Origin of the sequence: Sphingopyxis sp., from assembly GCF_035998965.1 — a bacterium.
Taxonomy (GTDB): domain Bacteria; phylum Pseudomonadota; class Alphaproteobacteria; order Sphingomonadales; family Sphingomonadaceae; genus Sphingopyxis.
Window position 1 is genome coordinate 150,519 of sequence record NZ_DASYHE010000098.1, and the last position, 22,630, is coordinate 173,148.

The window sequence follows — 22,630 nt, forward strand, 5'->3', positions numbered from 1 at the left end:
TAGCGATGAACGACCGCATCCTCTGGGGACAAATCACTGTCATCTTCCTGATCGTCCTCGGCGCGGTATGGACCGCGACGCAGTGGACGGCATGGGAGCTTGGCTATCAGGCGGCGCTCGGCGATCCCTGGTTCCGCCTATCGGGCTATCCCGTCTATCCCCCGCCGGCCTTCTTCTGGTGGTGGTTCGCCTTCGATGCCTATGCGCCGCCGGTCTTCTATCGCGGGGCGGCGATCGCCGCCTCGGGCGGCTTCCTGTCAATCATCGTCGCGATCTTCATGTCGATCTGGCGCGCCCGCGAAAGGCGCCGCGCCGAGACCTATGGGTCGGCCCGCTGGGCGAGCGAACGCGAGGTTCGCGCCGCCGGCATGCTCGGCGAGGACGGGGTGATCATCGGGCGGCTCGGCAAACGCTATCTGCGCCACGATGGCGCCGAGCATCTGCTCTGTTTCGCGCCGACGCGGTCGGGGAAGGGCGTCGGCCTCGTCATCCCGACGTTGCTGACATGGCCCGGCAGTTGCATCGTCCATGACATCAAGGGCGAGAATTGGGAGCTTACCGCGGGCTTCCGCGCGAAGCACGGCCGCGTGCTGCTCTTCGATCCCACCAACAAGGCCTCGGCCGCCTATAATCCGCTCTTCGAGGTCCGCCGCGGCGAGTGGGAGGTGCGCGACGTGCAGAATGTCGCCGACGTTCTCGTCGATCCCGAGGGCAGCCTCGAGAAAAGAAACCACTGGGAGAAAACGAGCCATGCGCTGCTTGTAGGCGCAATCCTCCATGTCCTTTATGCCGAGGAGGACAAGACGCTCGCGGGCGTCGCCGCCTTCCTGTCGGACCCGCGCCGCCCGATCGAGACGACGCTGCGGCGCATGAAGACGACGAAGCACCTCGGCACATCGGTCCACCCGGTGGTCGCGGCAGCGGCGCAGGAACTGCTGAACAAGAGCGAGAATGAGCGGTCGGGCGTGCTCTCGACCGCCATGTCCTTTCTCGGCCTCTACCGCGATCCGGTCATCGCGGCTGTCACCGGATCGTCCGAATGGCGGATCGCCGACCTCATGGAGGATGATGTTCCGGTCTCGCTTTATCTCGTCGTGCCGCCGGGCGACATCAGCCGAACCAAGCCGCTGATCCGCCTCATTCTCAACCAGATCGGGCGGCGCCTGACCGAGGAACTCAACCCCGCGGCGCGGCCGCGCCGGCTGTTGCTGATGCTCGACGAATTCCCGGCGCTCGGGCGGCTCGATTTCTTCGAAAGCGCGCTCGCCTTCATGGCTGGGTACGGCATCAAGGCTTTCCTGATTGCCCAATCGCTCAACCAGATCGAGAAGGCCTATGGCCAGAACAACGCGATCCTCGACAATTGCCATGTCCGCGTCAGTTTCGCGACGAACGACGAGCGAACCGCCAAGCGCATATCCGACGCACTCGGGACCGCCACAGAACAGCGCGCGATGAAGAATTATGCCGGCCACCGGCTTTCACCTTGGCTGGGTCACCTGATGGTATCGCGTACCGAGACGGCCCGCGCCTTGCTCACGCCCGGCGAGGTGATGCAGCTCCCGCCCGACGACGAGATCGTGATGGTCGCGGGTCTTGCGCCGATCCGGGCGAGGAAGGCGCGCTATTTTCTCGATGCGCGGTTTCATGCGCGGATCATCGCGCCGCCGGACCGAAAGGACAGTCCAATGAAGCCGAATGATTGGGACGACCCGAATGCAGGGGCGACGGCGCCTGCGCGGCCTGCCTTACCAGCGCCCGCGGCGAAGGAAGAGCCCGATAGCGGGAGCGACGCGGCGAACGGCGGGATCCGCCAGGAGCCCGAGCTTCCCCCGCATGAGGATGTCTTACCGCCAAGCCGCCCGGTGCAGGGCGAGTTCGACTATGCGGACGACGACGCGCAGGCCGACGCAGCCCGCGCCCGGGCGGCTGCTGATCGCCGCCTATCGCGCGCGGCGCGCAATGCCTCGCTTGATCCCGGTGACGGGATCGACCTGTGAGCCGCGCTCATATCAAGCAGACGTTCCGCCTCGACGCTGGTCTGGTGCGAAGCGTGGAAGTTCGGGCCCGGCAGCGCGGCACCACCAAGACCGAGGTCGTGGAGGCCGCGCTTACCGCCTTGTTGCTACCCCAGGATCAGGACCGGGCCGAAGCGCTGCTGATCCGCCGCCTCGACCGCTTGGTCCGCCTCCTCGAACGCCTCGAATGGCATACCGACCTCACCAACGAGACGCTGGCGCTCTTTGTGCGGCATTGGCTGACCAGCACGGCTCCGCTCCCGGACGACGCGCTCGTTGCAGCGCAGGCGACCGGCAAGCGGCGGTGGGAGGGCTTTGTCGATGCGCTCGCCAAGCGGATGGACGGCGGCGCCAAGCTGGCGGCAGAGTTGAGCCGCGACGGAGCTCAATCGGACCCGGCGAGGAAATAGGCGCGGAGGCGGTGGGACACGTCGGGGTTGAGCTCGATGAAGACGCGGCGACCATCATAGAGATCCGGTTTACGCCGGATGAGGTTGGCGTCGCAGAGCTTCTGACAGAGCCGAATGGCGCTGCTCATGGGAATGCTGGGTGTAACGCATAGCGAGGTCACCGAGATCGGCTTTCGCTCGCATTCGTGGATGAAGAGATCGATCAGCATCTCCCACGCTGGATCGCCGAAGAGCTCGGGCGCGCCGAGCAATTGTTGGCGGAGCAGCCGTCGCCGCATCGTCGCCCGTGCGTTGGCGAGCGCCAGGTCCTCGCCGTCCGATGTCTGCTGGTTGTCAGGGCTTCGCAGGGTGAAAGGTGCCGCCCCCTCCCGAGGGGCCGTCGGATCGCGACTGATGAGGTGATGGGCGTAGGCGGCGGTGACGATGATATGGTCGAGCACCTCGATGCCGAGCGATCTTCCAATCTGGTCGAGGCGCCTGGTCACTTCGATATCTTCCGCGCTTGGGCTCGGATCGCCGCTCGGGTGATTGTGGACGAGGATGATGGCGGCGGCGTTCACCTCGAGCGCACGGCGAAAGATGGTTCGCGGATAGAGGCTGATCTGGGAAATCGACCCGCGTTGCATCTCTTCGTCGGCGATCAGGCGGTGTGAAGAATCCAGAAAGAGGATGCGGAAGCGCTCGTCGGCAAGGCTGCCCATCGACAAGATCAGATACTGTCTGACCTCAGCTGCGAACGGATCGATGCGAATTCCTCGGATGTCGGAACTCGCCGCCGCGATTGCGGCGTCGCGGGCGTGCAGAATGAGGGACGCCACTGGCGAATTGCTGCCGACGATCCTTGCTATGGCCTCGGGCTCTTGCGCCCACAGGCGACCGAGCGACTGGAATTCGTCTAGGAGAGCGTTGGCGACTGCTGCGCCGCGTCCCGGGGCTGCGATTTCCACGAGATGTGCCAGGACGGATCGCTGCCGAACTGCTTCAGGCGACGCTGGTGATGCCAAGTTGCAAGGATTAGCAGGGGTGGCACCAGCCAGGACGATGCGACCTGCATCGTCAGATACACGACAGGACTGATGGAGAGGTCCACGGCTCGGCTCAGGTGGGCGAGCAGGGGCAAAGTATGAAGGATCGCCGCGGGCAGCGTCCAGAAGCGGTACGCGACCATCGCCAGGGCAAGCGTCGAGAGAGCGCCGAATGCGTCTTGCGCGAGATAACCAATATCGAGCGCATGATATGAGACCAGCCCAGAAGCGACCAACAAGCGATCCCAGACCACGATGGTAACAGCTATCCCGACCATCGCTCGCTCCGGGCCGCCACCCTTCCACGCCGCATAGACGAGAGCGATCAGCAATATCGTGGCGAAAATGGCTATGCGCATTCTCGTGACTTTTCATGCGGATCGCTCTCGGTCAATTCGCTTCATGCAGCCGACGAAAGCGGAACGACCTCCGTGCGGGCAATGGACGGGCATTCGCGCAAATCGTAGCCGGCCGTTTCCTTGCCGATCTCGGCCAGCTCATTGTGCGCGCGAAGAATGCTGCCGCTGACCTTGACGAGCGACATCTGCGCCTCGACCAACCGCATGATCGTTCCTTGGCCGGTCTTCGCCGGCGCGCCGATCGCTCGCCGTGCCATAACGACGCTGGTCGTGAGCGAAGCCACGGCGATCAGGGCGTCGTCGATACTTCCTTCGGCGTTTGGAACGTCGCGATGCAGCCGGGCCGCCATTGCGGCAATATTCTGAGACATAGGTTCTCCTTCGCCGAAGCCGCAAAGCCTCAGCCAATTGGACCGATTTGAAGAGAGGTCAGTTCTGGATCAGCTGGTTCAGCGCTTGGGCAACGCCGAGACCACCCAGGACAATCCAGACCGCAGCGGCAAGTCCGGCGAGATAGATCCAAAGCCGGTTTGCCGAATTATGATCGCGCTTGAAAAGACCTCTGAACGGCGGGCGAATTCCCGATGACCCGCCCCGCAACGCCGAACTGTCGTGCAGTTCCATGAGGTTGGGCGAGCCGCCGTCCGGAAACTCGGATCGCACCAATGCCCGCGTCGCCGGAACCTCCACCGCGTCGTATGTCACTCGGTCGTATTTCTCCTTCATCTGCCGGTAGACGAAGGCGGACTCGTTCCGATCCTGCGCGCCGAGTGTGTCGCGCGCCAGATTCAGCCGCTGATCGACGGTGTGCTTCGAAATATCCAGAAGCCGGGCGATCTCTTTCGAGGTCTTGTGCTCGATGAGCAGGTCGAGGCACGCGCGCTGCTTCTCGGTCAGGCGGTTCCATCGAGCTTCTTCGTCAGGTGGGTGCGACCCCGAATCATTCATGTTTACACAATTGTCAAAATACCGCCGCGCGCAAGCCTCATCGGGGCGAGTCGCGGTAAGACGGCTTCAGGCAGCGCCGCCTGCATAGGCAAACACTAGTCATTCTTTCCGATCGTTTGACGCACGTAAATCATTGTTGAAGTCGGCACTTTTCTGCGTCTCTTACTCGTCCCCGTCGAGCCGGGCGCCGTTGCCCGGACCAATGAACGGGGACTCCGATGGGCGCAGCACCGACCGGCAACGAGCCGCAGTCACGCGGCGCGCGCATGCTCCGGACCGCGCTTGGCGGCGCCATCGCCGAATGGCTCGCCGACCCTTCGGTCATCGAGATCATGCTCAATCCCGATGGCCGGCTTTGGGTGGACCGGCTGGGCATCGGCATCGCCGACAGCGGCATTCTTCTCGCCGCCGCCGATGGCGAACGCATTATTCGCCTCGTCGCGCATCATGTCGGCGCTGCAGTCCACGCGGGCTCGCCGCGCGTTTCTGCCGAACTCCCGGAGACCGGCGAGCGCTTCGAAGGACTGTTGCCGCCGGTGGTGGCAGCGCCGACCTTCGCCATCCGGAAGCCCGCCGTCGCGGTGTTCAGCCTTCACGATTATGCGGTCGCCGGTATCATGTCGGACCTCTCGGCCGAGATTCTCCGCTGTGCAGTGTCCGAGCGTAAAAATATTCTGGTGGCGGGCGGTACCGGCACCGGAAAAACCACGCTCACCAACGCGTTGCTAGCCGAAGTTGCGAAGACCTCAGATCGTATCGTGCTGATCGAAGATACGCGCGAGCTTCAATGCGCCGCGCCCAATCTCGTCGCGATGCGAACGAAGGACGGCGTGGCGACGCTCGCGGACCTCGTCCGCTCTTCGCTCCGCCTGCGGCCTGATCGCATCCCGATCGGCGAAGTCCGCGGAGCAGAGGCGCTTGAGCTTCTGAAGGCCTGGGGCACCGGTCACCCCGGCGGCATCGGCACGATCCATGCGGGGACCGCACTCGGCGCGCTGCGCCGGATGGAGCAGCTTATTCAAGAGGCCGTGGTGACGGTCCCGCGCCCGCTGCTCGCCGAGACGATCGACCTTGTCGCCGTGCTGGTACGCGACGGCACCGGGCGCCGCCTTTCCGAGCTCACCCGTGTCGATGGTCTGGACCCTGCGACCGGCGAGTTCTGCATCACTCCGCTCATCAAGCCCGAAGGAGAATTATGATGATCCATGCCTGCCGGCATGGCGCATGCCGCGCCATGCTCTGTTCGACCGCACTGTTCGTCGCGCTCTTCGTCGCTGCACCGGCCCATGCGGGAGGTTCGTCGATGCCTTGGGAAGCGCCGCTTCAGTCGATCCTCGAGAGCATCGAGGGACCGGTCGCCAAGATCGTCGCGGTTATCATCATCATCGTGACCGGGCTCAGCCTCGCTTTCGGCGACACCTCGGGCGGCTTCCGTCGGCTGGTCCAGATCGTGTTCGGCCTGTCGATCGCCTTCGCAGCGTCGAGCTTCTTCCTCTCCTTCTTCTCCTTCGGCGGCGGAGCGCTGGTCTGATGGACCGGGAAGGGGAAGTGCCTGGCTTCTTCGCACCTGTTCACCGGGCGCTCGCCGAGCCGATCCTGCTCGGCGGCGCGCCGCGGTCGCTCGCGATCGTAAACGGCACACTCGCCGGCGCGATCGGCCTCGGCCTGCGGCTCTGGATCGCGGGCCTCGCCATCTGGGCGATCGGCCACGCGCTCTCGGTTTGGGCGGCGCACCGCGATCCGCTCTTCGTCGACGTCGCCCGGCGTCACCTCAAATATCCTGTCTGGATGCGGCCATGATGAACCTCGCCGAATATCGCTCGAAATCCGCCTGCCTTGCCGATTTTCTCCCGTGGGTCGCGCTAGTGGGCGAGGGCGTGGTGCTGAACAAGGATGGATCGCTGCAGCGCACGGCGCGCTTCCGCGGTCCCGATCTCGACAGCGCCACGCCCGCCGAACTCGTCGCCGTGACCTCGCGGCTCAACAATGCGCTGCGGCGCCTGGGCTCAGGCTGGGCGGTGTTCGTCGAGGCGCAGCGCCTGCCCGCGAGCGACTATCCGCAATCGGAGTTTCCCGATCCGGCCTCGGCGCTGGTCGATATGGAGCGCCGTGAGCAATTCCGGGAGGAAGGGGCGCATTTCGAGAGCCGCTATTTCCTGACCCTCCTGTGGATGCCGCCCGCCGAGGACGCCTCGCGCGCGGAAAGCTGGCTTTATGAGGGCATGGCGCGTTCGGGCGTCGACCCGCGCGAGCATGTCGTGAGCTTCGTCGATCGCACGAACCGGGTGCTTCATCTCGTCGAAGGCTTCATGCCCGAGGCCGACTGGCTGGGTGACGGCGAGACGCTGACCTATCTCCACTCGACCGTCTCGACCAAGCGCCAACGCGTTCGCGTGCCCGAGACGCCGGTCTATCTCGACGCGCTGCTGACCGATCAGCCGCTCGTCGGCGGGCTCGAGCCACGTCTCGGCTCGGCGCATCTGCGGACGCTGACGGTCACCGGCTTCCCATCGTCGACCTGGCCGGGGCTGCTCGATGAGCTCAACCGGCTCGCCTTCGCCTATCGCTGGTCGACGCGCGCGATCATGCTCGACAAGACCGACGCCACAAAACTGCTGACGAAGATCCGGCGGCAATGGTTCGCGAAGCGCAAGTCGATCGCGGCGATCCTCAAGGAGGTCATGACCAACGAGCAGTCGGTGCTGATGGACAGCGACGCCTCGAACAAGGCCGCCGACGCCGATGTGGCGCTGCAGGAACTTGGCGCCGATCATGCCGGCGTCGCTTATGTGACCGCGACGGTGACCGTCTGGGATGCCGATCCCGCGCTCGCGGCCGAGAAGCTCCGGCTCGTCGAGAAAGTCATCCAAGGGCGCGACTTCACCTGCACGATCGAGGGCATGAACGCGATCGAGGCCTGGCTCGGGGGGCTGCCCGGCCATGTCTATGCCAATGTCCGCCAGCCGCCCATTTCCACGCTCAATCTCGCCCACATGATCCCCCTCTCCGCCGTGTGGGCGGGAGCGGAACGGGACGAGCATTTCGGTGATGCCCCCTTGCTGTATGGCAAGACCGAAGGTTCGACCCCGTTCCGCCTTTCCCTTCATGTCGGCGATGTCGGCCACTGCCTCGTCGTCGGCCCGACCGGCGCCGGCAAGTCGGTGCTGCTCGCCACCATGGCGATGCAGTTCCGCCGCTATGCTGGCGCGCAAATCTTCGCCTTCGACTTCGGCGGCTCGATCCGCGCCGCCGCGCTCGCGATGGGCGGCGACTGGCAGGATCTCGGCGGCGCCTTGCACGACGGCGAAGGCGGAGTGGCGCTGCAGCCGCTCGCGCGGATCGACGAGGCGGCCGAACGGAGCTGGGCGGCCGAATGGCTCGCCGCGATGCTCGCGGGGGAAGGTGTCGAGATCGACCCGGCCGCGAAGGAGCATCTCTGGTCGGCGCTGACCTCGCTCGCGACCGCACCGGTGTCCGAACGGACGCTGACGGGCCTCGCGGTCCTGCTCCAGTCGATCGAGCTCAAGCAAGCGCTGGCTCCCTATCTGGTCGGCGGACCCTGGGGACGGCTACTCGATGCCGACGAGGAGAAACTCGGCGAGGCGCTGGTGCAGGTCTTCGAGACCGAGGGTCTCGTCGGCGCGGCGTCGGCTGGCGCGGTACTGTCCTATCTCTTCCACCGCATCGCCGGGCGGCTCGACGGTTCGCCGACGCTGATCATCATCGACGAGGGCTGGCTCGTTCTCGATAGCCCGGCCTTCGCTGCGCAGCTGCGCGAATGGCTCAAGACGCTGCGCAAGAAGAACGCCAGCGTGGTGTTTGCGACGCAAAGCCTCGCCGATATCGAGACGTCGAGCATCGCGCCGGCGATCATCGAGAGCTGCCCCACCCGCATCTTCCTGCCGAACGAGCGTGCGCTCGAACCGCAGATCGCTCACATCTACGAGCACTTCGGGCTCAACGACCGGCAGGTAGAGATATTGAGCCGGGCGACGCCGAAGCGCGACTATTATTGCCAGTCGCGCCGCGGCAACCGCCTCTTCGACCTCGGGCTCGGCGACATCGCACTCGCCTTCACGGCCGCCTCTTCGAAGACCGACCAGACGCGCATCGGCGAGCTTTTCGCCGCGCACGGCCGCGCGGGGTTCGCGGCGGCCTGGCTCTCCCACCGAAAGCTCGAATGGGCGGCCGAGCTGCTTCCCCCCACCGTCGCCCCCAATCAGGAGTCCACCCAATGAAGAAGAATATTGTCCGCGTTCTGGCTGCGGCGCTGTTTGCCTCGGTCGCCGCCGGTCCCATGATCGCGGCCCCGGCAAGCGCGCAGGTCGGCGGTATCGTCCACGATCCTCGCAACTATTCGCAGAATATCCTGACTGCCGCGCGCACGCTCGAGCAGATCAACAACCAGATCAAGCAGCTCCAGAACCAGGCGACCTCGCTGCTCAACGAGGCGCGCAACCTGCAGAGCCTGCCGACGTCGACGCTCGGCGAGCTGCAGGCGCAGATCGATCAGACCAAGCAGCTGCTGAGCGAGGCCGAAGGCATTGCCTATGACGTCGCCGACGTCCGCAAGGGTTTCGAGCAGCGCTACAAGGGCACCGCCTTCGCGGGTCCGGTGTCGGCGCTGGTCGCCAATGCCGAGGCGCGCTGGAAGGACAGCGTCGGCGCTTTCGAGGATGCGATGAAGGTGCAGGCCGGCATCGTCTCGAATATGGGCGGGACGCGGACGTCGATCTCGACTGTCGTCGGCGCCAGTCAGTCGGCTACCGGCGCGCTGCAGGCCGCGCAGGCGGGCAATCAGCTGCTCGCGATCCAGTCGCAGCAGATCGCCGACCTTGCCGCGGTCATGACGGCGCAGGGGCGCGCCGAGATGCTCGACGCCGCCCGCGCGGCCGCTGCCGAGGCCGAAGGCCGCGAACGCTTCCGCCGCTTCCGCAAGGGCAATTGAGATGGGCCGGGCGGGCGGGCTGGTGATGGCGGCAATCGTCCTGGGTCTTGCGCTGACCCTTGCCCTCATCGCCGCGCTCGATCCGCCCGCGCCCCGTGCGTCCGCTCCCCAGATCTCCGGAGCGGACGCACCCCCCGACTATGGCGACACGCTGCGTCGCTGCCGAACCGTCACCGAGGCCGATCCCGGATGCGAGGCGGCTTGGGAGGCGAAGCGGCATCACTTCTTCCGTTCTGGAAAGCCTGAGCAATGAACGACACCGGCGTCATCGACAATTTCCTGTCGGTCTTCTCGACCTATATCGACAGCGGCTTCGGCCTGCTCGGCGGCGAGGTCGGGTTCCTCTCCTCGACCCTGATCGTGATCGACGTGACGATCGCGGCGCTCTTCTGGGCGTGGGGCACCGACGAGGATGTGCTGCAGCGGCTTATCAAGAAGACGCTCTATATCGGTGTCTTCGCGTTCATCATCGGCAACTTCCAGGCGCTTTCGGTCATCCTGCTCGAGAGTTTCGCAGGCCTCGGGCTGAAGGCGAGCGGCGGGGCGATGGCGATCGGCGATTTTATGCGCCCCGGAATGATCGCCGCGACGGGTCTCGATGCCGCTGAACCCTTGCTCGATGCGACCGCAGATCTCGTCGGCCCGGTCGGGCTGTTCACCAACTTCGTGCAGATCCTGATCCTGCTGATCGCGTGGGTGATCGTAGTGCTCGCATTCTTCATCCTAGCGGTGCAGGTCTTCGTTACAATTTTGGAGTTTAAGCTCGTCACCCTCGCGGGCTTTGTCCTGCTGCCCTTCGCCTTCTTCAATCGGACCGCCTTCATGGCCGAGCGCGTGCTCGGGCATGTGATCTCCTCGGGGATCAAGCTGCTCGTGCTCGCGGTGATCACCGGCATCGGAGTCACTCTGTTCGAACGCTTCATGGAAGCCGGCCTCGGCACCGAGCCCGATATTCGCGAGGTGATGGCGATCGCGCTCGGAGCGCTAACGCTCCTGGGCCTCGGCATCTTCGGTCCGAGCGTCGCCAACGGCATCGTTGCCGGGGGACCGCAGCTCGGCGCTGGAGCTGCAGCTGGAACCACGCTGGCAGCCGGCGCGACGATCGCTGCCGGTGCCGCGGGGGCAACCCTTGCGACCGGTGCCGCCGCGTCGATGGCCGGGAAGGGAGCGGCGGGTGCCTCGCGGGCTGCCGGATCGGCCTCGGCCTCTTACGCTCGTGGCGCTGCCGGCAAGTCGGGGATGCGCGCCTTTGGGTCGGGCATCGCGAATGTCGCGCGCGACGCGGCGAGCGGCGCGGGTTCGCCGCTCCGGCAGGCCGCGGCGAAGCTTCGCCAGAATTTCGCCGAAGGGCACGCCGGAAAGGCGGCGCCTGCCGCTGCCGGAGCGGAGGCGGCCGGTCAGCCGGCCTGGGCGGCCGCGATGAAGCGGCGCCAGGCGATCACCTCGGGCGCCACGATCGGCGCGCAGACCCTGAAACAAGGCGACAGCCATGGTGCAGGCTCTTCCCCCGACATCAGCCAGAAGGATTGAGACCATGTTCCGACGACCCCACCAACATTATGGCAAGTCGCCCGAGCCGGTGACGCCTTATCAGCGTGCCGCGCAGATTTGGGACGACCGCATCGGCTCGGCGCGGATCCAGGCGAAGAACTGGCGGCTCGCCTTCTTCGGCTGCCTGGCGCTCTCGGGCGGCCTTGCCTCGGCGCTCGTCTGGCAATCGCTCCGCGGCACGATCACGCCCTGGGTGGTCGAGGTCGATAAGCTCGGCGAGGCGAGAGCGGTCGCGCCGGCGGACGCAGATTATTCGCCGACCGATCCGCAGATCGCTTTCCATCTCGCGCGCTTCATCGAGCATATCCGCTCGATCCCGGCGGATCCCGTCGTGCTCCGATCGAATTGGCTCAGCGCCTATGATTTCGCGGCCACCTCGGGCGCGCAGGCGCTCAACGACTATGCGCGTAACAACGACCCGTTCGCCGAAGTCGGCAAGCGGCAGGTCGCGGTCGACGTATCGAGCGTGATCCGCGCGTCGAAGGACAGCTTCCGCATCGCCTGGACCGAGCGCCGTTATCAGGACGGCGGCCTTATCGAGACCTCGCGCTGGTCGGCGATCGTGACGGTCACGATCGTGCCGCCGCGCACCCCCGACGCCCTCCGCAAGAACCCGCTCGGCGTGTTCGTGACCGCGATCAACCTCTCGAAGGAGCTCAATCAATGACGATCCGCCTTTCCCTTCTCGTCGGTGCGGCAGCCATCTCGCTGCCGCTCCACGCCGCGCCCGGCGATCCCCGGACGCAGGTCGGCCGCGCTAATGATGCGGCTCGCGTCCAGCCCGAACGCACGACCTTTCTCAATGCGATCCAGCAATATGCCTGGGCTGAGGGCGCCCTGTTCCAGGTCTATACTTCGCCGGGTCAGGTCACCGATATCGCGCTGCAGGAAGGTGAAGAACTGGTCGGGCCGGGCCCGGTCGCCGCCGGCGACACGGTGCGCTGGATTATCGGCGACACGCTGAGCGGTGAAGGTAGCGCGAGGCGCGTCCACATTCTCGTGAAGCCGACGCGGCCCGACATCATGACCAATCTGGTCATCAACACGAGCCGTAGGACGTATCACATCGAGCTCCGCGCGACGCCTTCGACCTATATGGCCGCGGTCTCGTGGCGCTATCCGCAGGACGAGCTGATCGCGCTTCGCGCGGCCGAAGCCGAGCGTGTGAGGGCCGCGCCCGTCGCCAGCGGGATTGATCTGCCGTCGCTCAACTTCGCCTACCGGATCAGCGGCGACAAGGTGGCGTGGCGCCCGGTGCGTGTGTTCGACGACGGCCGACAGCTCTTTGTCGAGTTCAGCCCTTCGATCGCGACCGGCGAAATGCCGCCGCTCTTTGCGGTCGGCGAGAAGGGGGCGGCCGAGCTTTTGAACTACCGCGTCGACGGCCGATTCATGATTGTCGATCGGCTGTTCGATAGCGGAGAGCTTCGCCTGGGTGCCGGAGCGGCAGCGAGGAAAGTCCGGATCGTTCGCGACGTGCCGGCCGTGCGGGTGCGCCCGTGAGCCGGCCCGCGGACGCGGAAGGCGAGGTGCCGCTCGCCGAACCGACGCCGGATGCCGCGGTGGTCGCGCCCGCCAGCCCCGACGGCTTTCGTCTCGAGGGCGAACTGCCGCGCGTCATGCGCCTTTCGCGCAAGACGCTTGCAATACTCTGCGGCGCGGCAGGGATCGCAATCGGGGGCGCGCTTCTATGGGCGCTGCGTCCGGTCGATCCGAAAGCAGCGCAGGAGCTTTACGAGGTCACCTCGCCCAATCGGTCCGAGGCCGTTACGGGGGCACCCGCCGACTATGGCGCCGTCCCCAAGCTCGGACCGCCGCTCCCCGGGGATCTCGGGCGGCCGATCGTGTCGGCGCAACAGGCGGGCGAGCCTTTACCTCTCCCGGCGATGGGGCCGCCAACGGCCGATCCGCGCCAAACCGCGCGGGAGCAGGCGAAGCAGCGTGCGCTCCAAGAGCGCGAGGCCGCCGAGGGAAGCCGCCTGTTTCTGAGCGGCGGCAGCGCCGCGGCCGCCGCGCCCGGAATTCTTGATGCCCAGCCGGCAGCCACAGAACCGGCCAAGGAGGGTACGCCCGCGGCGGCGCGCAAAGCCTTTCTCGCCCGCGGGCCGCAGCGCGCGTTCGAAAGCTCCGAGCGGATCATCGCGCCGAGTTCGGCGGCCGTGGTTCAGGCTGGCACGGTTATCCCCGCCGCTCTGATCACGGGAATCCGGTCCGACCTCCCCGGCCAGATTACCGCGCAGGTCACGCAGAATGTTTACGATAGCCCGACTGGGCGCCTGCTCCTCATTCCACAAGGTGCGCGGCTTGTCGGCGAGTATGACAGCGACGTCGCAGTCGGCCAGCGCCGTCTCCTGCTTGCATGGGATCGTCTCATTCTTCCGGGCGGCGGGTCGATCCGGCTCGATCGCCAGCCGGCGGGCGACGCCTCGGGTATGGCCGGTGCCGAGGAACGGGTGAACAATCACTGGGGCCGGATGCTTCGGGCAGCGTTGGTGTCATCGTTCCTTGGGATCGGAACGGAGCTTGCCGCGGACGGCGATGGTGACCTCGTCCGGGCCCTTCGCTCGGGTTTGCAGGACAGCACGAACGAGGCCGGGCGTCGGATAGTCGAACGCGAACTTTCCGTTCCGCCGACGCTCACAGTGCGGCCGGGCTTCTCCTTGCGAGTGATCGTGACCCGAGATCTTATTCTTGAGGAACAGCTGGCGAGCAGCCGGCGATGAGCAAGCTGCGCCTCGGTCCGGTCGTCGAGGAGCGGCCGGTCAAGCTGACTGTCGAGCTGCCAGGATCCCTCATGCGCGATCTTGCGGACTATGCGGCCGTCCACGCAAAATTGACCGGGTTGGCGACACCCCTCGCGCCCGAAAAGCTAATCGCGCCGATGGTGGAACGGTTCATCGGAAGTGATCGGGAGTTCAGCAAGCAACGCCGGAGGAAAGCATGAGCGGCGGAACGGACCGACTCGTACGCCTCCCGACAGTTATTTCGCGAACAGGCCTGTCACGATCGACGATCTACGAAAAGATCGCTGAAGGGACTTTCCCGAAGCAAATCCGTCTGAGCAAAAGCTCGGTCGGCTGGCGTGAATCCCAGCTTGATCAATGGATTGAGGACCCACCTTCCTACCGAGCCGACGTCTTATAACAGGTTACCGCGTGCCGTCTCACCCGGATGGATAGTTGATTGGCCGGACGATAAGGCCCGGCCATCGCCAAGCCGCACTCAAACAGCGTCTCGGGCGCGCGCGAGACAACCGCTGCCCGGCTGGCTCCATACGGCGCATCATCCGGTCCGCGCGGTCGCCGCAACTCTCGGGTCTGCCCGACTGGTCGCCGCACTCCCCAGCAGAAAGCAATCGCAGGCTGTCGCTGCCCACTCGTCAACGGGTGTTCCGGACGGAGCAACGCTGTGACCGCGCGGGCGCATTCTGATGGGTTGCATTGATCAGACGACCGAGTGTTCTCTCCTTCGAAACGGGGGTTGATCGAGACCAGATTTTCCACGAAAATGGATGCGCTTCTGAATACGGTCGTTCGAATCTTTTCGCCTAATGAACGAGAGTGTGGGGGAAAGTGTGGGGGAATTAAGCCCTCTTGACGACCTAACCTATTGTTAAATTAGACGCTAATTTTTGCGTTCGATACAAGCCCTGCCACCACCCTCTGGTTCGAGGGCACCTCTTGAAGTCGCTGTAAGTCGCAAAAAGTGGGGCATCTTGCCTCGGCAATTGCTCGCGCTTGCTAACAGTCCCGGCGATTTCGACGGTAGCGTTGGCGCCCGGCGGCGCCTCCGCCTGACTCCATTTGCCTGTTGCGACGTCGCGGTGCAGCGCGAACATTTGCCGGCGACATCGTCGAGCGCCAAGGGAACAGCTGAGGGCAAGCGCGGCGAGGCTGGCGCGGATCATCACTATGTGTTTTGACGCTGAGCCAGCATCGTCAGACAGCGCAACGAAACATCCGTCATCCCGGCAAAGGCCGGGATCTCATCATTGCAACTTTTATCGACGTCGAGATCCCGGCCGTCGCCGGGACGACAAAGAAAATCACTGATCGATGATGATCGTCCCGGGGTGATGCTTGTCGAGGTGGCGCTTGATAATCTTGAGATTGCGCGTGTTCGAACGGAAAAACAGATCGAACGCGTCGCCGACGAGCGGAATGGCGCCCAGTGCGGTGTCGATGCCGACATTGCCCGCCATCCGCCACAATTTCCATTTCGGCATCCCCAGGTTGCGCGCCTCCCAGATCAGATAGGCGCCCATCAGCCCGGCGATGACGTCGCCGACCACCGGCACCAGCCCGACGATCGCGTCAAGGCCGACCGGGCGATTGATGCCAGGAATGACAAAGCTGCGTTCGAGCAGGATTTCCAGCGTCTCGACCCGTTTGCGCAGCGCCGCGGGATCGGTACGGTTCTGGATCAATGCGTCGAAAATGGCGTCGGGATTGGGCGGCGAGGGGGCCATGGGCGTGCTTTCCTAAAGCGCCACGACGGCGCCAGTGAATTAATTGGGTGCGGCGATCACGTGATTCAATGGGTGCTGCGCCCGGCCATTGGCGCGCAGGCCAGTCAGGCGCTGCGCCGCGACTGACCAGCGTAGCGGCGTCGCGAGTGGGATGAAGGGTGTGTAGCGCGAGAGGACGACTTCGGCGTCGCCCAGTTGCGCCCCGCGCTGGCCCACGTCGATGTTGCGCATCGCCTGATCGATCAGACCTTCCGCCTCGCGGTTGCAAAGGGTGTCGCGCCGACACGACAGGCGGCGTAGCGCCCATAGGGCATCGTCATTGGGGGCGACCTCGTCGATCAGGCGCAGGTCGGCGGTCGATGCCATGTTGACGCGGCGACTGGGCACGCCGATCGCGGCGAAATCGGCGGCGACATAGGCAAAGAGGATGCGGCCACCCGGTGAATCGGGGACGGCGATCCGGATCGGTTCGATTTCGCGTCCCGCTGCGCGCCATGCGTCGACGACGCGTCGGGCCTGCGTTTGCCGCGAGGCGTCGTCATAAGCCGCCCACGCTGGCATCAGCGGCGTCGGGCCCCCGTCGGGCGTGTGGACCGCGGGGCGCAAGGTCACCTGCGGCTGCCATTCGGTCAACCCAAAGGCTTCGATCAGCCGCTCGCGCCGAATCGCTCGGGCCAGCGCGTCGCGGTTGGTGTCGGTCGCCAGAAAACCCTCGGCCCGGACGAACGACAGTCCGAACAGGCCGGGGGCGGGATCGACCACGAGCCGCGATCGGCCGATGTTGGACGCCGCAAAATAGGGCAGGGTAGAGAAACGGCCGCCGATGACACCATCGGCATAGCCGTTTTTGAACCGCGCCAGCGCCCCGGCGGGCGAGGTGCCGACAAGTTCGATCGACGCTGCGGGGTCATTGGCCGCGGCTTCTGCGGCCTCGGGGTCTTCCGCCAGCGGATCGGGAACGGGCGACAGCAGGATCGCGCGCCCGATCCTGCGCGCCCGCATCGGTCCCCATCCCATGCCCTTGTTGACGATCGCCATCGACGGCTGCGCCAGCAGCTCCAGGATCGCGGGCTGTGGCACCGACAGGCGGATTTCGATCACCGTGTCGGTCATCGCCCGGATCGTCTCGATTTCCGGGAAATCGCTTTTGAGCATATGGCGACTGGCGGGCGCTACATAGGTGCGCAGGATCGCCGCGACATCCTGCGCCGTGACCTTGCGGCCATTGCTCCATTTCGCTTCGCGCAACCGGAAGATATAGCTGCGCCCGTCGGTGGTCACGGTCCAGCGATCGGCCAGGCCGGTGTCGATCTGGCCCCCGCCATCATAGCTGACCAAACCCTGCGACGTAGCGTCGAGCAGCGCCGCGTTGGTGGCCGACAGTTCGCCGTTCAGCGGGCTCGCGGCGGGATTGATCGCCCCTATCGCGGCGATTCGTACCGGCCCGCGTTCACCGAACAGGCCGCAACTCGACACGCTCAGCATCAGACTTGCCGCCGCTGCCATCCTGATGATGGGGCGCCGATATGAGCCTGGTGCCGTCATTGTCCGTCTGATCCTTTACGCCGGTGTAAGCCAATCATAACCAAAGGCTGCGAAACCGGAATAGGATGATCGTCGCAAATGGTGAAAGAATGAAAGGGCAGGGCGAAGAAATTTCAGACCATCCGGTCGCGCTGCGCATCGACATTGCGGGGCGCACAATCGGTCATGTGCGGCGGCGATTACGCGTGGTGCCGCACAGTCTGGATGCGGTGCTGACCGGCGAAGTCGACGACGGCATGGCGCCGCCGGGGCGCGACGGCTGGATGCTCCGTTCGCTGCCCGTCGAACGATTGCCCGCGCTCAGGGCGCGAATGACGGACTGGCTGGTCACCATCCGTCAGGATTATCCCCGCCACTATATCACGATGCAGTACAGCAGCTTTGACGATTGGTGGCAGGGTTTTTCCTCCAAGACGCGTTCCACCCTGTCACGCAAGGCACGGCGGCTTGCCGAGCAATTTGACGGCGGATTCACGGTGCGATCCTATCGCACTGCGGCGGACATCGCCGAATTCATGGCGGTCGCGGGCGATCTTTCGCGCCGGACCTATCAGGCCCGATTGATGCAGGCCGGCCTTCCGACCGGAGAGGCCGACATAGCGCAGGCGATTGCCGCCGCCGCCGCCGACAATGTCCGCGCCTTTCTGTTGTTCGCGGGCGGGCAGGCGATCGCCTATCTGTATCTGCCCGTCGAGCAGGATGTCCTGATCTATGCGCATCTCGGCTATGATCCCGATTTCGCCGAGCTGTCGCCGGGGACGGTGCTGCACGTCGAGGCGATGCGCGCGCTTTACAGCGAAAACCGTTTCCGCGCCTTTGATTTTACCGAGGGCGATGGCGCGCACAAGACGCAGTTCGGCCGCGCCACGGTGGCGTGTGCCGACGTGCTGGTGCTGCGCCCGACGCTCCGCAATCGCGCTGTGCTGGCGATGATGCAGGGAATCGACGGCGCGGCGTTGCACGGCAAGGCGCTACTCGACCGCTTCGGGCTGCGGGCCAGAGTGAAGGCGCTTATCCGCGGCTGACCGATCCGATATGATGGTGCGGACGGCGGGACTTGAACCCGCATATCCAGAGGATGGCAGATTTTAAGTCTGCTGCGTCTACCGATTTCGCCACGTCCGCACGGTGCAGCCGGTCAAGCCGATGGGCTGATTCAGGTCAAGCGCTGTTTGCTGCTTCACCCCACCCGGTCGCTCGGCTAGACGGCGTGGCATGACAGTTGTTCTCGAAATTTCCGGTCTCGGAAAAACCTATAAAAGCGGTCACATTGCGCTCAGCGATGTCGATCTTTCGATCAACAAGGGCGAGATTTTCGCGCTGCTCGGGCCGAATGGCGCGGGCAAGACGACTTTGATCAGCATCGTCTGCGGGATCGTGACCGCCAGCACGGGGACGGTGACGGTCGCGGGGCATGATCATGCGCGCGCCTATCGCACCGCGCGGACGATGATCGGGCTGGTGCCGCAGGAACTGCACACCGATGCGTTCGAAACGGTGCTGGCGACGGTCAGCTTCTCGCGCGGGCTGTTCGGCAAGCCGCGTGATCCGGCCTTTATCGAACAATTGCTGCGCGACCTGTCGCTGTGGGACAAGCGGAATTCCAAGATCATGGAGCTGTCGGGCGGTATGAAGCGCCGCGTGATGATCGCCAAAGCGCTTTCTCACGAGCCCGAAATCCTGTTCCTTGACGAACCGACCGCGGGGGTCGATGTCGAGCTGCGCCGCGATATGTGGCAGATGGTCCACGGACTGCGCGAGCGTGGGGTGACGATCATCCTGACCACCCATTATATCGAAGAGGCCGAGGAAATGGCCGACCGCGTCGGAGTGATCAGCAAGGGGCGGCTGATCCTGGTCGAGGAAAAGCACGCGCTGATCAAGAAATTGGGTCGCAAGACACTGACGCTCAATCTCGCCGAGCCGCTGGCGACGGTTCCGGCCGAACTGGCGGCCTGGAAGCTGGTACTGACAGGTGACGGGCATGAGCTCGTTTATGAATTCGACAGCCATGCTGAGGCGACCGGTGTCCCATCGCTGCTGCGCCGAATGAGCGATCTCGGGATCGCGTTCAAGGATCTGCACACCAAGCAAAGCTCGCTCGAGGATATTTTCGTCGGGCTTGTTCATGAAACCAAGGGAGAGGCCGCATGACCGCGAACTGGCGCGGCGTGCGCGCAATCTACGCCTTTGAACTGGCCCGCTTCGGGCGCACCGTGTGGACCAGTCTGGCGCTGCCTGTCATTACAACGGCGCTCTACTTCGTGGTGTTCGGATCGGCGATCGGCGGCCGGATGAGCGAAGTTGGCGGCGTGCCTTACGGCGCCTTCATCGTCCCCGGGCTGATGATGCTGACGATGTTCACCGAAAGCATCAGCAATGCCTCGTTCGGCATCTATATGCCCAAATGGACGGGAACGATTTACGAGATGCTCTCCGCGCCGCTGTCGCCGCTGGAAACGGTGATCGCCTATGTCGGCGCGGCGGCGACCAAGTCGGTGATCATCGGAGCGATCATCTTTGCGACCGCGCATCTGTTCGTCGACGTGCAGGTCGCGCATCCGCTGCTGATGGTCGGCTTCATGCTGCTGATGGCGATCACCTTTTGCCTGTTCGGCTTCATCATCGGCATCTGGGCGCAAAGTTTCGAGCAGTTGCAGGTGATCCCGATGCTGGTGATCTATCCGCTCACCTTCCTCGGCGGCGCCTTTTATTCGCTCGACATGCTGCCCGCGGCGTGGCGCACGGTGACGCTGTTCAACCCTGTCGTCTATCTGATCAGCGGCTTTCGCTGGACCTTCTTTGGCCAGGGCGACGTCGGGATTGGGGTCAGCATGGCGGCAGTGGCGCTGTTCTTCGCGTTGTGCCTGGCGGTGATTTTCTGGGTGTTTCGGACGGGCTATCGATTGAAGAACTGACAGTCGCTGGCGTTGCTGGCGCAGCGCTGGTTGACGATGCCGGCGTTCATTGCGACCCCGACGACGTGAATGCGCGAATTTCTGGTCCGATAGAAATAATCAGACGAATAGGGACACAAGACTTAACGCCAGCGGCTGGCGCTGGCGTCGCCGTGACCGACGCGTTCAGTCGTTCAACCGTTCGCGCATTTCCTTGCCGGGTTTGAAATAGGGCACATTTTTGGCCTTCACGTCGACCGACGCACCCGTGCGCGGATTGCGACCGGTGCGCGATTCGCGCGATCGGGTCGAGAAGGCGCCAAAGCCGCGCAACTCAACACGGCCGCCAGCCGCCAGCTGTTCAACGATGGAATCAAAAAAGGTACCGACGATGCGTTCGACTTCGTCGACGCGCAAATCGCTGTTTTCGCTCGCGATCTTTTGAACCAGTTCTGACCGGATCATCTGCTTCCCCTAGTATAATAGCCACGCATTTCCCGCCGAAGCAGGCGTCCGGTCGTTGCCGGTCCTTTTCTTTGCGCGAGACCCCTCCCAACGCGCGGCGAGGGTATCATGAATCACTGTCTGGTCAAAATATATCACCAAAAGAAAAAGGCCCGCAGAGGGACACTCTGCGGACCTTTTTGTTCGTTTCGCTATGCAAGTTTGAAATTAATCTTTCTTGCCGGCTTTCAATGCTTCGCCAAGGATGTCGCCAAGCGACGCACCCGAGTCCGACGAACCATATTGTTCGACCGCCTGCTTCTCTTCGGCGATCTGCATCGCCTTGACCGAGAAGTTGGGCTTTTTCGAACGGTCGAAGCCGATGACCATCGCATCGAACTTCTGGCCGACTTGATAACGCTCGGCGCGCTGTTCGTCGCGGTCGCGGCCAAGGTCGGCGCGCTTGATGAAGCCGGTGGCGCCATCGTCGCCAGCCTGAACTTCCAAGCCATTGTCGCGAACTTCGAGGACGGTGACGGTAACGACGTCGTTCTTCTTCACCGAACCAGCAGCCGCTGCGGCGCCGCCGCCAACGGCCGGAGCACCCTTTTCAAGCTGCTTGATGCCCAGGCTGATACGTTCCTTCTCGACATCGACGTCGAGCACGACGACCTGCACCGCTTCGCCCTTGCGGTGGAGGTGCAGCGCTTCTTCGCCCGAGATGCCCCAAGCGATGTCCGACATGTGAACCATGCCGTCGACGTCGCCGGGCAGGCCAACGAACAGACCGAATTCGGTTGCGTTCTTGACTTCGCCTTCGACGACCGACCCCACCGGGTGGGTGTCGGCGAATGCGCCCCAGGGGTTCGACTGAGCCTGCTTGAGGCCGAGCGAGATGCGGCGCTTGTCGCTGTCGACTTCGAGGACGATAACGTCGACTTCCTGGCTCGTCGAAACGATCTTGCCGGGGTGGACGTTCTTCTTGACCCACGACATTTCGCTGACGTGGACCAAGCCTTCGATGCCAGCTTCCAGTTCGACGAACGCACCATAGTCGGTAATGTTCGTGACCACACCCGACAGCTTCGCACCCACGGGATATTTGGCGGCGACGCCTTCCCACGGATCGCTTTCCAGCTGCTTCATGCCCAGGCTGATGCGCTGCGTGTCGCGGTTGATGCGGATGATCTGCACCTTGACCGTGTCACCGATATTGATGACTTCGCTCGGGTGGTTGACGCGCTTGTAGCTCATGTCGGTGACATGGAGCAGGCCGTCGATGCCGCCGAGGTCAACGAACGCACCATAATCGGTGATGTTCTTGACGGCGCCTTCGATGATCTGGCCTTCTTCCAGGTTCAGGATCAGACCGCTGCGCTGTTCGGCGCGCGTTTCTTCGAGGATGGCGCGGCGCGACACGACGATATTGCCGCGGCGGCGATCCATCTTGAGGATCTGGAACGGCTGCGGCAGGTCCATCAGCGGGCCAACGTCGCGCACGGGGCGGATGTCGACCTGCGAACCGGGCAGGAACGCCACGGCGCCGCCGAGGTCGACGGTGAAGCCGCCCTTGACGCGGCCAAAGATGACGCCTTCGACGCGAGCTTCCTTGTTGAATTCTTCTTCCAGGCGGTCCCAGGCGGCTTCGCGGCGGGCGCGATCACGGGACAGCATGGTTTCGCCATTGGCATTTTCGACGCGGTCGACATAGACTTCGACTTCGTCACCGACCTTGATGTCGGCCTTCTGGCCCGGCATGGCGAATTCGCGCAGCGGCACGCGGCCTTCGCTCTTCAAACCGATGTCGATAACTGCCAGGTCGTTTTCGATCGCAGTGACGGTGCCCTTGACGACGCGGCCTTCAAAGCCGCCGTCCGCACCACCAAGCGATTCATTGAGCATCGCGGCGAAATCGTCGCGCGTCGGAAAAGCCGTAGTGGCCATAGAGATATATTCCTTACTTCATTTGTTCCGGCCAAGCGGTTGGTTCCGCTGGTCTTAATGGCCGATCTGTCCT

25 protein-coding genes and 1 tRNA gene are annotated in these 22,630 nt (G+C 64.3%); 17 read left to right on the forward strand and 9 right to left on the reverse strand.

What is annotated here, in order from left to right:
• Nucleotides 1-5 precede the first annotated feature (5 nt).
• Both VGN68_RS18995 and VGN68_RS19000 read left to right on the forward strand, forming a co-directional pair.
• Complete coding sequence (locus tag VGN68_RS18995; RefSeq protein WP_327478958.1) at nucleotides 6-2,000, forward strand: conjugal transfer protein TraG; 1,995 nt, start codon at nucleotides 6-8, stop codon at nucleotides 1,998-2,000.
• Nucleotides 1,997-2,428 (forward strand): CopG family transcriptional regulator, encoded by a 432-nt coding sequence (locus VGN68_RS19000; protein WP_287408472.1) that lies wholly within the window; start codon nucleotides 1,997-1,999, stop codon nucleotides 2,426-2,428. Before VGN68_RS18995 ends, VGN68_RS19000 begins: the two co-directional genes overlap by 4 nt.
• Here VGN68_RS19000 and VGN68_RS19005 read toward each other — a convergent pair.
• From VGN68_RS19005 to VGN68_RS19020, 4 genes are all read right to left on the reverse strand, one after another.
• Nucleotides 2,404-3,375, reverse strand: coding sequence for a JAB domain-containing protein (locus VGN68_RS19005; protein ID WP_287408470.1), 972 nt, complete (start codon nucleotides 3,373-3,375; stop codon nucleotides 2,404-2,406). The genes VGN68_RS19000 and VGN68_RS19005 overlap by 25 nt on opposite strands.
• A complete protein-coding gene (locus tag VGN68_RS19010; RefSeq protein ID WP_287408468.1) occupies nucleotides 3,324-3,812 on the reverse strand; it encodes a hypothetical protein in 489 nt (162 codons plus the stop codon). The genes VGN68_RS19005 and VGN68_RS19010 overlap by 52 nt, the downstream gene beginning before the upstream one ends.
• Nucleotides 3,813-3,853: 41 nt before the next feature.
• Nucleotides 3,854-4,162, reverse strand: a complete 309-nt coding sequence (locus VGN68_RS19015; protein WP_287408466.1) for a hypothetical protein — start codon at nucleotides 4,160-4,162, stop codon at nucleotides 3,854-3,856.
• Between the two features lie 79 nt (nucleotides 4,163-4,241).
• Nucleotides 4,242-4,760 carry a helix-turn-helix transcriptional regulator gene (locus VGN68_RS19020; protein ID WP_287408465.1) on the reverse strand — a complete coding sequence of 173 codons (519 nt, stop codon included), beginning with the start codon at nucleotides 4,758-4,760 and terminating at the stop codon, nucleotides 4,242-4,244.
• 218 nt (nucleotides 4,761-4,978) lie between these two features.
• Here VGN68_RS19020 and trbB point away from each other — a divergent pair, with 218 nt between their 5' ends.
• The 12 genes from trbB to VGN68_RS19080 are packed head-to-tail and all read left to right on the forward strand — an operon-like array spanning nucleotide 4,979 to nucleotide 14,403.
• Nucleotides 4,979-5,959 carry a P-type conjugative transfer ATPase TrbB gene (gene trbB / locus VGN68_RS19025; protein ID WP_287408464.1) on the forward strand — a complete coding sequence of 327 codons (981 nt, stop codon included), beginning with the start codon at nucleotides 4,979-4,981 and terminating at the stop codon, nucleotides 5,957-5,959.
• 35 nt (nucleotides 5,960-5,994) lie between these two features.
• Nucleotides 5,995-6,291, forward strand: a complete 297-nt coding sequence (locus VGN68_RS19030; RefSeq protein ID WP_287408617.1) for a TrbC/VirB2 family protein — start codon at nucleotides 5,995-5,997, stop codon at nucleotides 6,289-6,291.
• Nucleotides 6,291-6,560, forward strand: coding sequence for a VirB3 family type IV secretion system protein (locus tag VGN68_RS19035; RefSeq protein ID WP_287408463.1), 270 nt, complete (start codon nucleotides 6,291-6,293; stop codon nucleotides 6,558-6,560). Before VGN68_RS19030 ends, VGN68_RS19035 begins: the two co-directional genes overlap by 1 nt.
• Nucleotides 6,557-8,998 (forward strand): conjugal transfer protein TrbE, encoded by a 2,442-nt coding sequence (trbE, locus tag VGN68_RS19040; protein WP_327478964.1) that lies wholly within the window; start codon nucleotides 6,557-6,559, stop codon nucleotides 8,996-8,998. Before VGN68_RS19035 ends, trbE begins: the two co-directional genes overlap by 4 nt.
• The gene (gene trbJ / locus VGN68_RS19045; protein WP_327478967.1) at nucleotides 8,995-9,708 is read left to right on the forward strand and encodes a P-type conjugative transfer protein TrbJ; all 714 of its coding nucleotides are present in this window, start codon (nucleotides 8,995-8,997) and stop codon (nucleotides 9,706-9,708) included. The genes trbE and trbJ overlap by 4 nt, the downstream gene beginning before the upstream one ends.
• A 1-nt stretch (nucleotide 9,709) precedes the next feature.
• On the forward strand, nucleotides 9,710-9,961 hold the full coding sequence (gene trbK-alt / locus VGN68_RS19050; RefSeq protein ID WP_327478969.1) for a putative entry exclusion protein TrbK-alt: 252 nt from the start codon (nucleotides 9,710-9,712) through the stop codon (nucleotides 9,959-9,961).
• Nucleotides 9,958-11,238 (forward strand): P-type conjugative transfer protein TrbL, encoded by a 1,281-nt coding sequence (trbL, locus tag VGN68_RS19055; RefSeq protein ID WP_327478971.1) that lies wholly within the window; start codon nucleotides 9,958-9,960, stop codon nucleotides 11,236-11,238. The genes trbK-alt and trbL overlap by 4 nt, the downstream gene beginning before the upstream one ends.
• Nucleotides 11,239-11,242: 4 nt before the next feature.
• Nucleotides 11,243-11,926 (forward strand): conjugal transfer protein TrbF, encoded by a 684-nt coding sequence (gene trbF, locus VGN68_RS19060; RefSeq protein WP_287408453.1) that lies wholly within the window; start codon nucleotides 11,243-11,245, stop codon nucleotides 11,924-11,926.
• Complete coding sequence (gene trbG, locus VGN68_RS19065; RefSeq protein ID WP_287408452.1) at nucleotides 11,923-12,762, forward strand: P-type conjugative transfer protein TrbG; 840 nt, start codon at nucleotides 11,923-11,925, stop codon at nucleotides 12,760-12,762. The genes trbF and trbG overlap by 4 nt, the downstream gene beginning before the upstream one ends.
• Nucleotides 12,759-13,982 (forward strand): TrbI/VirB10 family protein, encoded by a 1,224-nt coding sequence (locus tag VGN68_RS19070; RefSeq protein WP_327478974.1) that lies wholly within the window; start codon nucleotides 12,759-12,761, stop codon nucleotides 13,980-13,982. Before trbG ends, VGN68_RS19070 begins: the two co-directional genes overlap by 4 nt.
• Complete coding sequence (locus VGN68_RS19075; RefSeq protein WP_287408450.1) at nucleotides 13,979-14,203, forward strand: DUF2274 domain-containing protein; 225 nt, start codon at nucleotides 13,979-13,981, stop codon at nucleotides 14,201-14,203. The genes VGN68_RS19070 and VGN68_RS19075 overlap by 4 nt, the downstream gene beginning before the upstream one ends.
• A complete protein-coding gene (locus tag VGN68_RS19080; protein ID WP_287408448.1) occupies nucleotides 14,200-14,403 on the forward strand; it encodes a helix-turn-helix transcriptional regulator in 204 nt (67 codons plus the stop codon). The genes VGN68_RS19075 and VGN68_RS19080 overlap by 4 nt, the downstream gene beginning before the upstream one ends.
• Before the next feature lie 901 nt (nucleotides 14,404-15,304).
• On the opposite strand, the gene VGN68_RS19085 is transcribed toward VGN68_RS19080, so the two are convergent.
• Together VGN68_RS19085 and VGN68_RS19090 are read right to left on the reverse strand one after the other, a co-directional pair.
• Entirely contained in the window at nucleotides 15,305-15,727 is a 423-nt protein-coding gene (locus VGN68_RS19085) for a DUF4112 domain-containing protein (protein WP_293697900.1), read from the reverse strand.
• A gap of 39 nt (nucleotides 15,728-15,766) precedes the next feature.
• Nucleotides 15,767-17,272 (reverse strand): ABC transporter substrate-binding protein, encoded by a 1,506-nt coding sequence (locus VGN68_RS19090; protein WP_327478978.1) that lies wholly within the window; start codon nucleotides 17,270-17,272, stop codon nucleotides 15,767-15,769.
• A gap of 89 nt (nucleotides 17,273-17,361) precedes the next feature.
• On the opposite strand from VGN68_RS19090, the gene VGN68_RS19095 reads away from it, so the two are divergent.
• Nucleotides 17,362-18,297 (forward strand): GNAT family N-acetyltransferase, encoded by a 936-nt coding sequence (locus VGN68_RS19095; RefSeq protein ID WP_327478980.1) that lies wholly within the window; start codon nucleotides 17,362-17,364, stop codon nucleotides 18,295-18,297.
• Nucleotides 18,298-18,311: 14 nt separating this feature from the next.
• On the opposite strand, the gene VGN68_RS19100 is transcribed toward VGN68_RS19095, so the two are convergent.
• Nucleotides 18,312-18,397: transfer RNA gene (locus VGN68_RS19100), tRNA-Leu, on the reverse strand.
• Between the two features lie 90 nt (nucleotides 18,398-18,487).
• Here VGN68_RS19100 and VGN68_RS19105 point away from each other — a divergent pair.
• Entirely contained in the window at nucleotides 18,488-19,426 is a 939-nt protein-coding gene (locus VGN68_RS19105) for an ABC transporter ATP-binding protein (RefSeq protein WP_327478982.1), read from the forward strand.
• On the forward strand, nucleotides 19,423-20,190 hold the full coding sequence (locus VGN68_RS19110; protein WP_327478984.1) for an ABC transporter permease: 768 nt from the start codon (nucleotides 19,423-19,425) through the stop codon (nucleotides 20,188-20,190). Before VGN68_RS19105 ends, VGN68_RS19110 begins: the two co-directional genes overlap by 4 nt.
• Before the next feature lie 165 nt (nucleotides 20,191-20,355).
• On the opposite strand, the gene VGN68_RS19115 is transcribed toward VGN68_RS19110, so the two are convergent.
• Together VGN68_RS19115 and rpsA are read right to left on the reverse strand one after the other, a co-directional pair.
• A complete protein-coding gene (locus VGN68_RS19115; protein WP_327478986.1) occupies nucleotides 20,356-20,634 on the reverse strand; it encodes an integration host factor subunit beta in 279 nt (92 codons plus the stop codon).
• A gap of 207 nt (nucleotides 20,635-20,841) precedes the next feature.
• The gene (gene rpsA / locus VGN68_RS19120) at nucleotides 20,842-22,557 is read right to left on the reverse strand and encodes a 30S ribosomal protein S1 (RefSeq protein WP_327478988.1); all 1,716 of its coding nucleotides are present in this window, start codon (nucleotides 22,555-22,557) and stop codon (nucleotides 20,842-20,844) included.
• Nucleotides 22,558-22,630 lie beyond the last annotated feature (73 nt).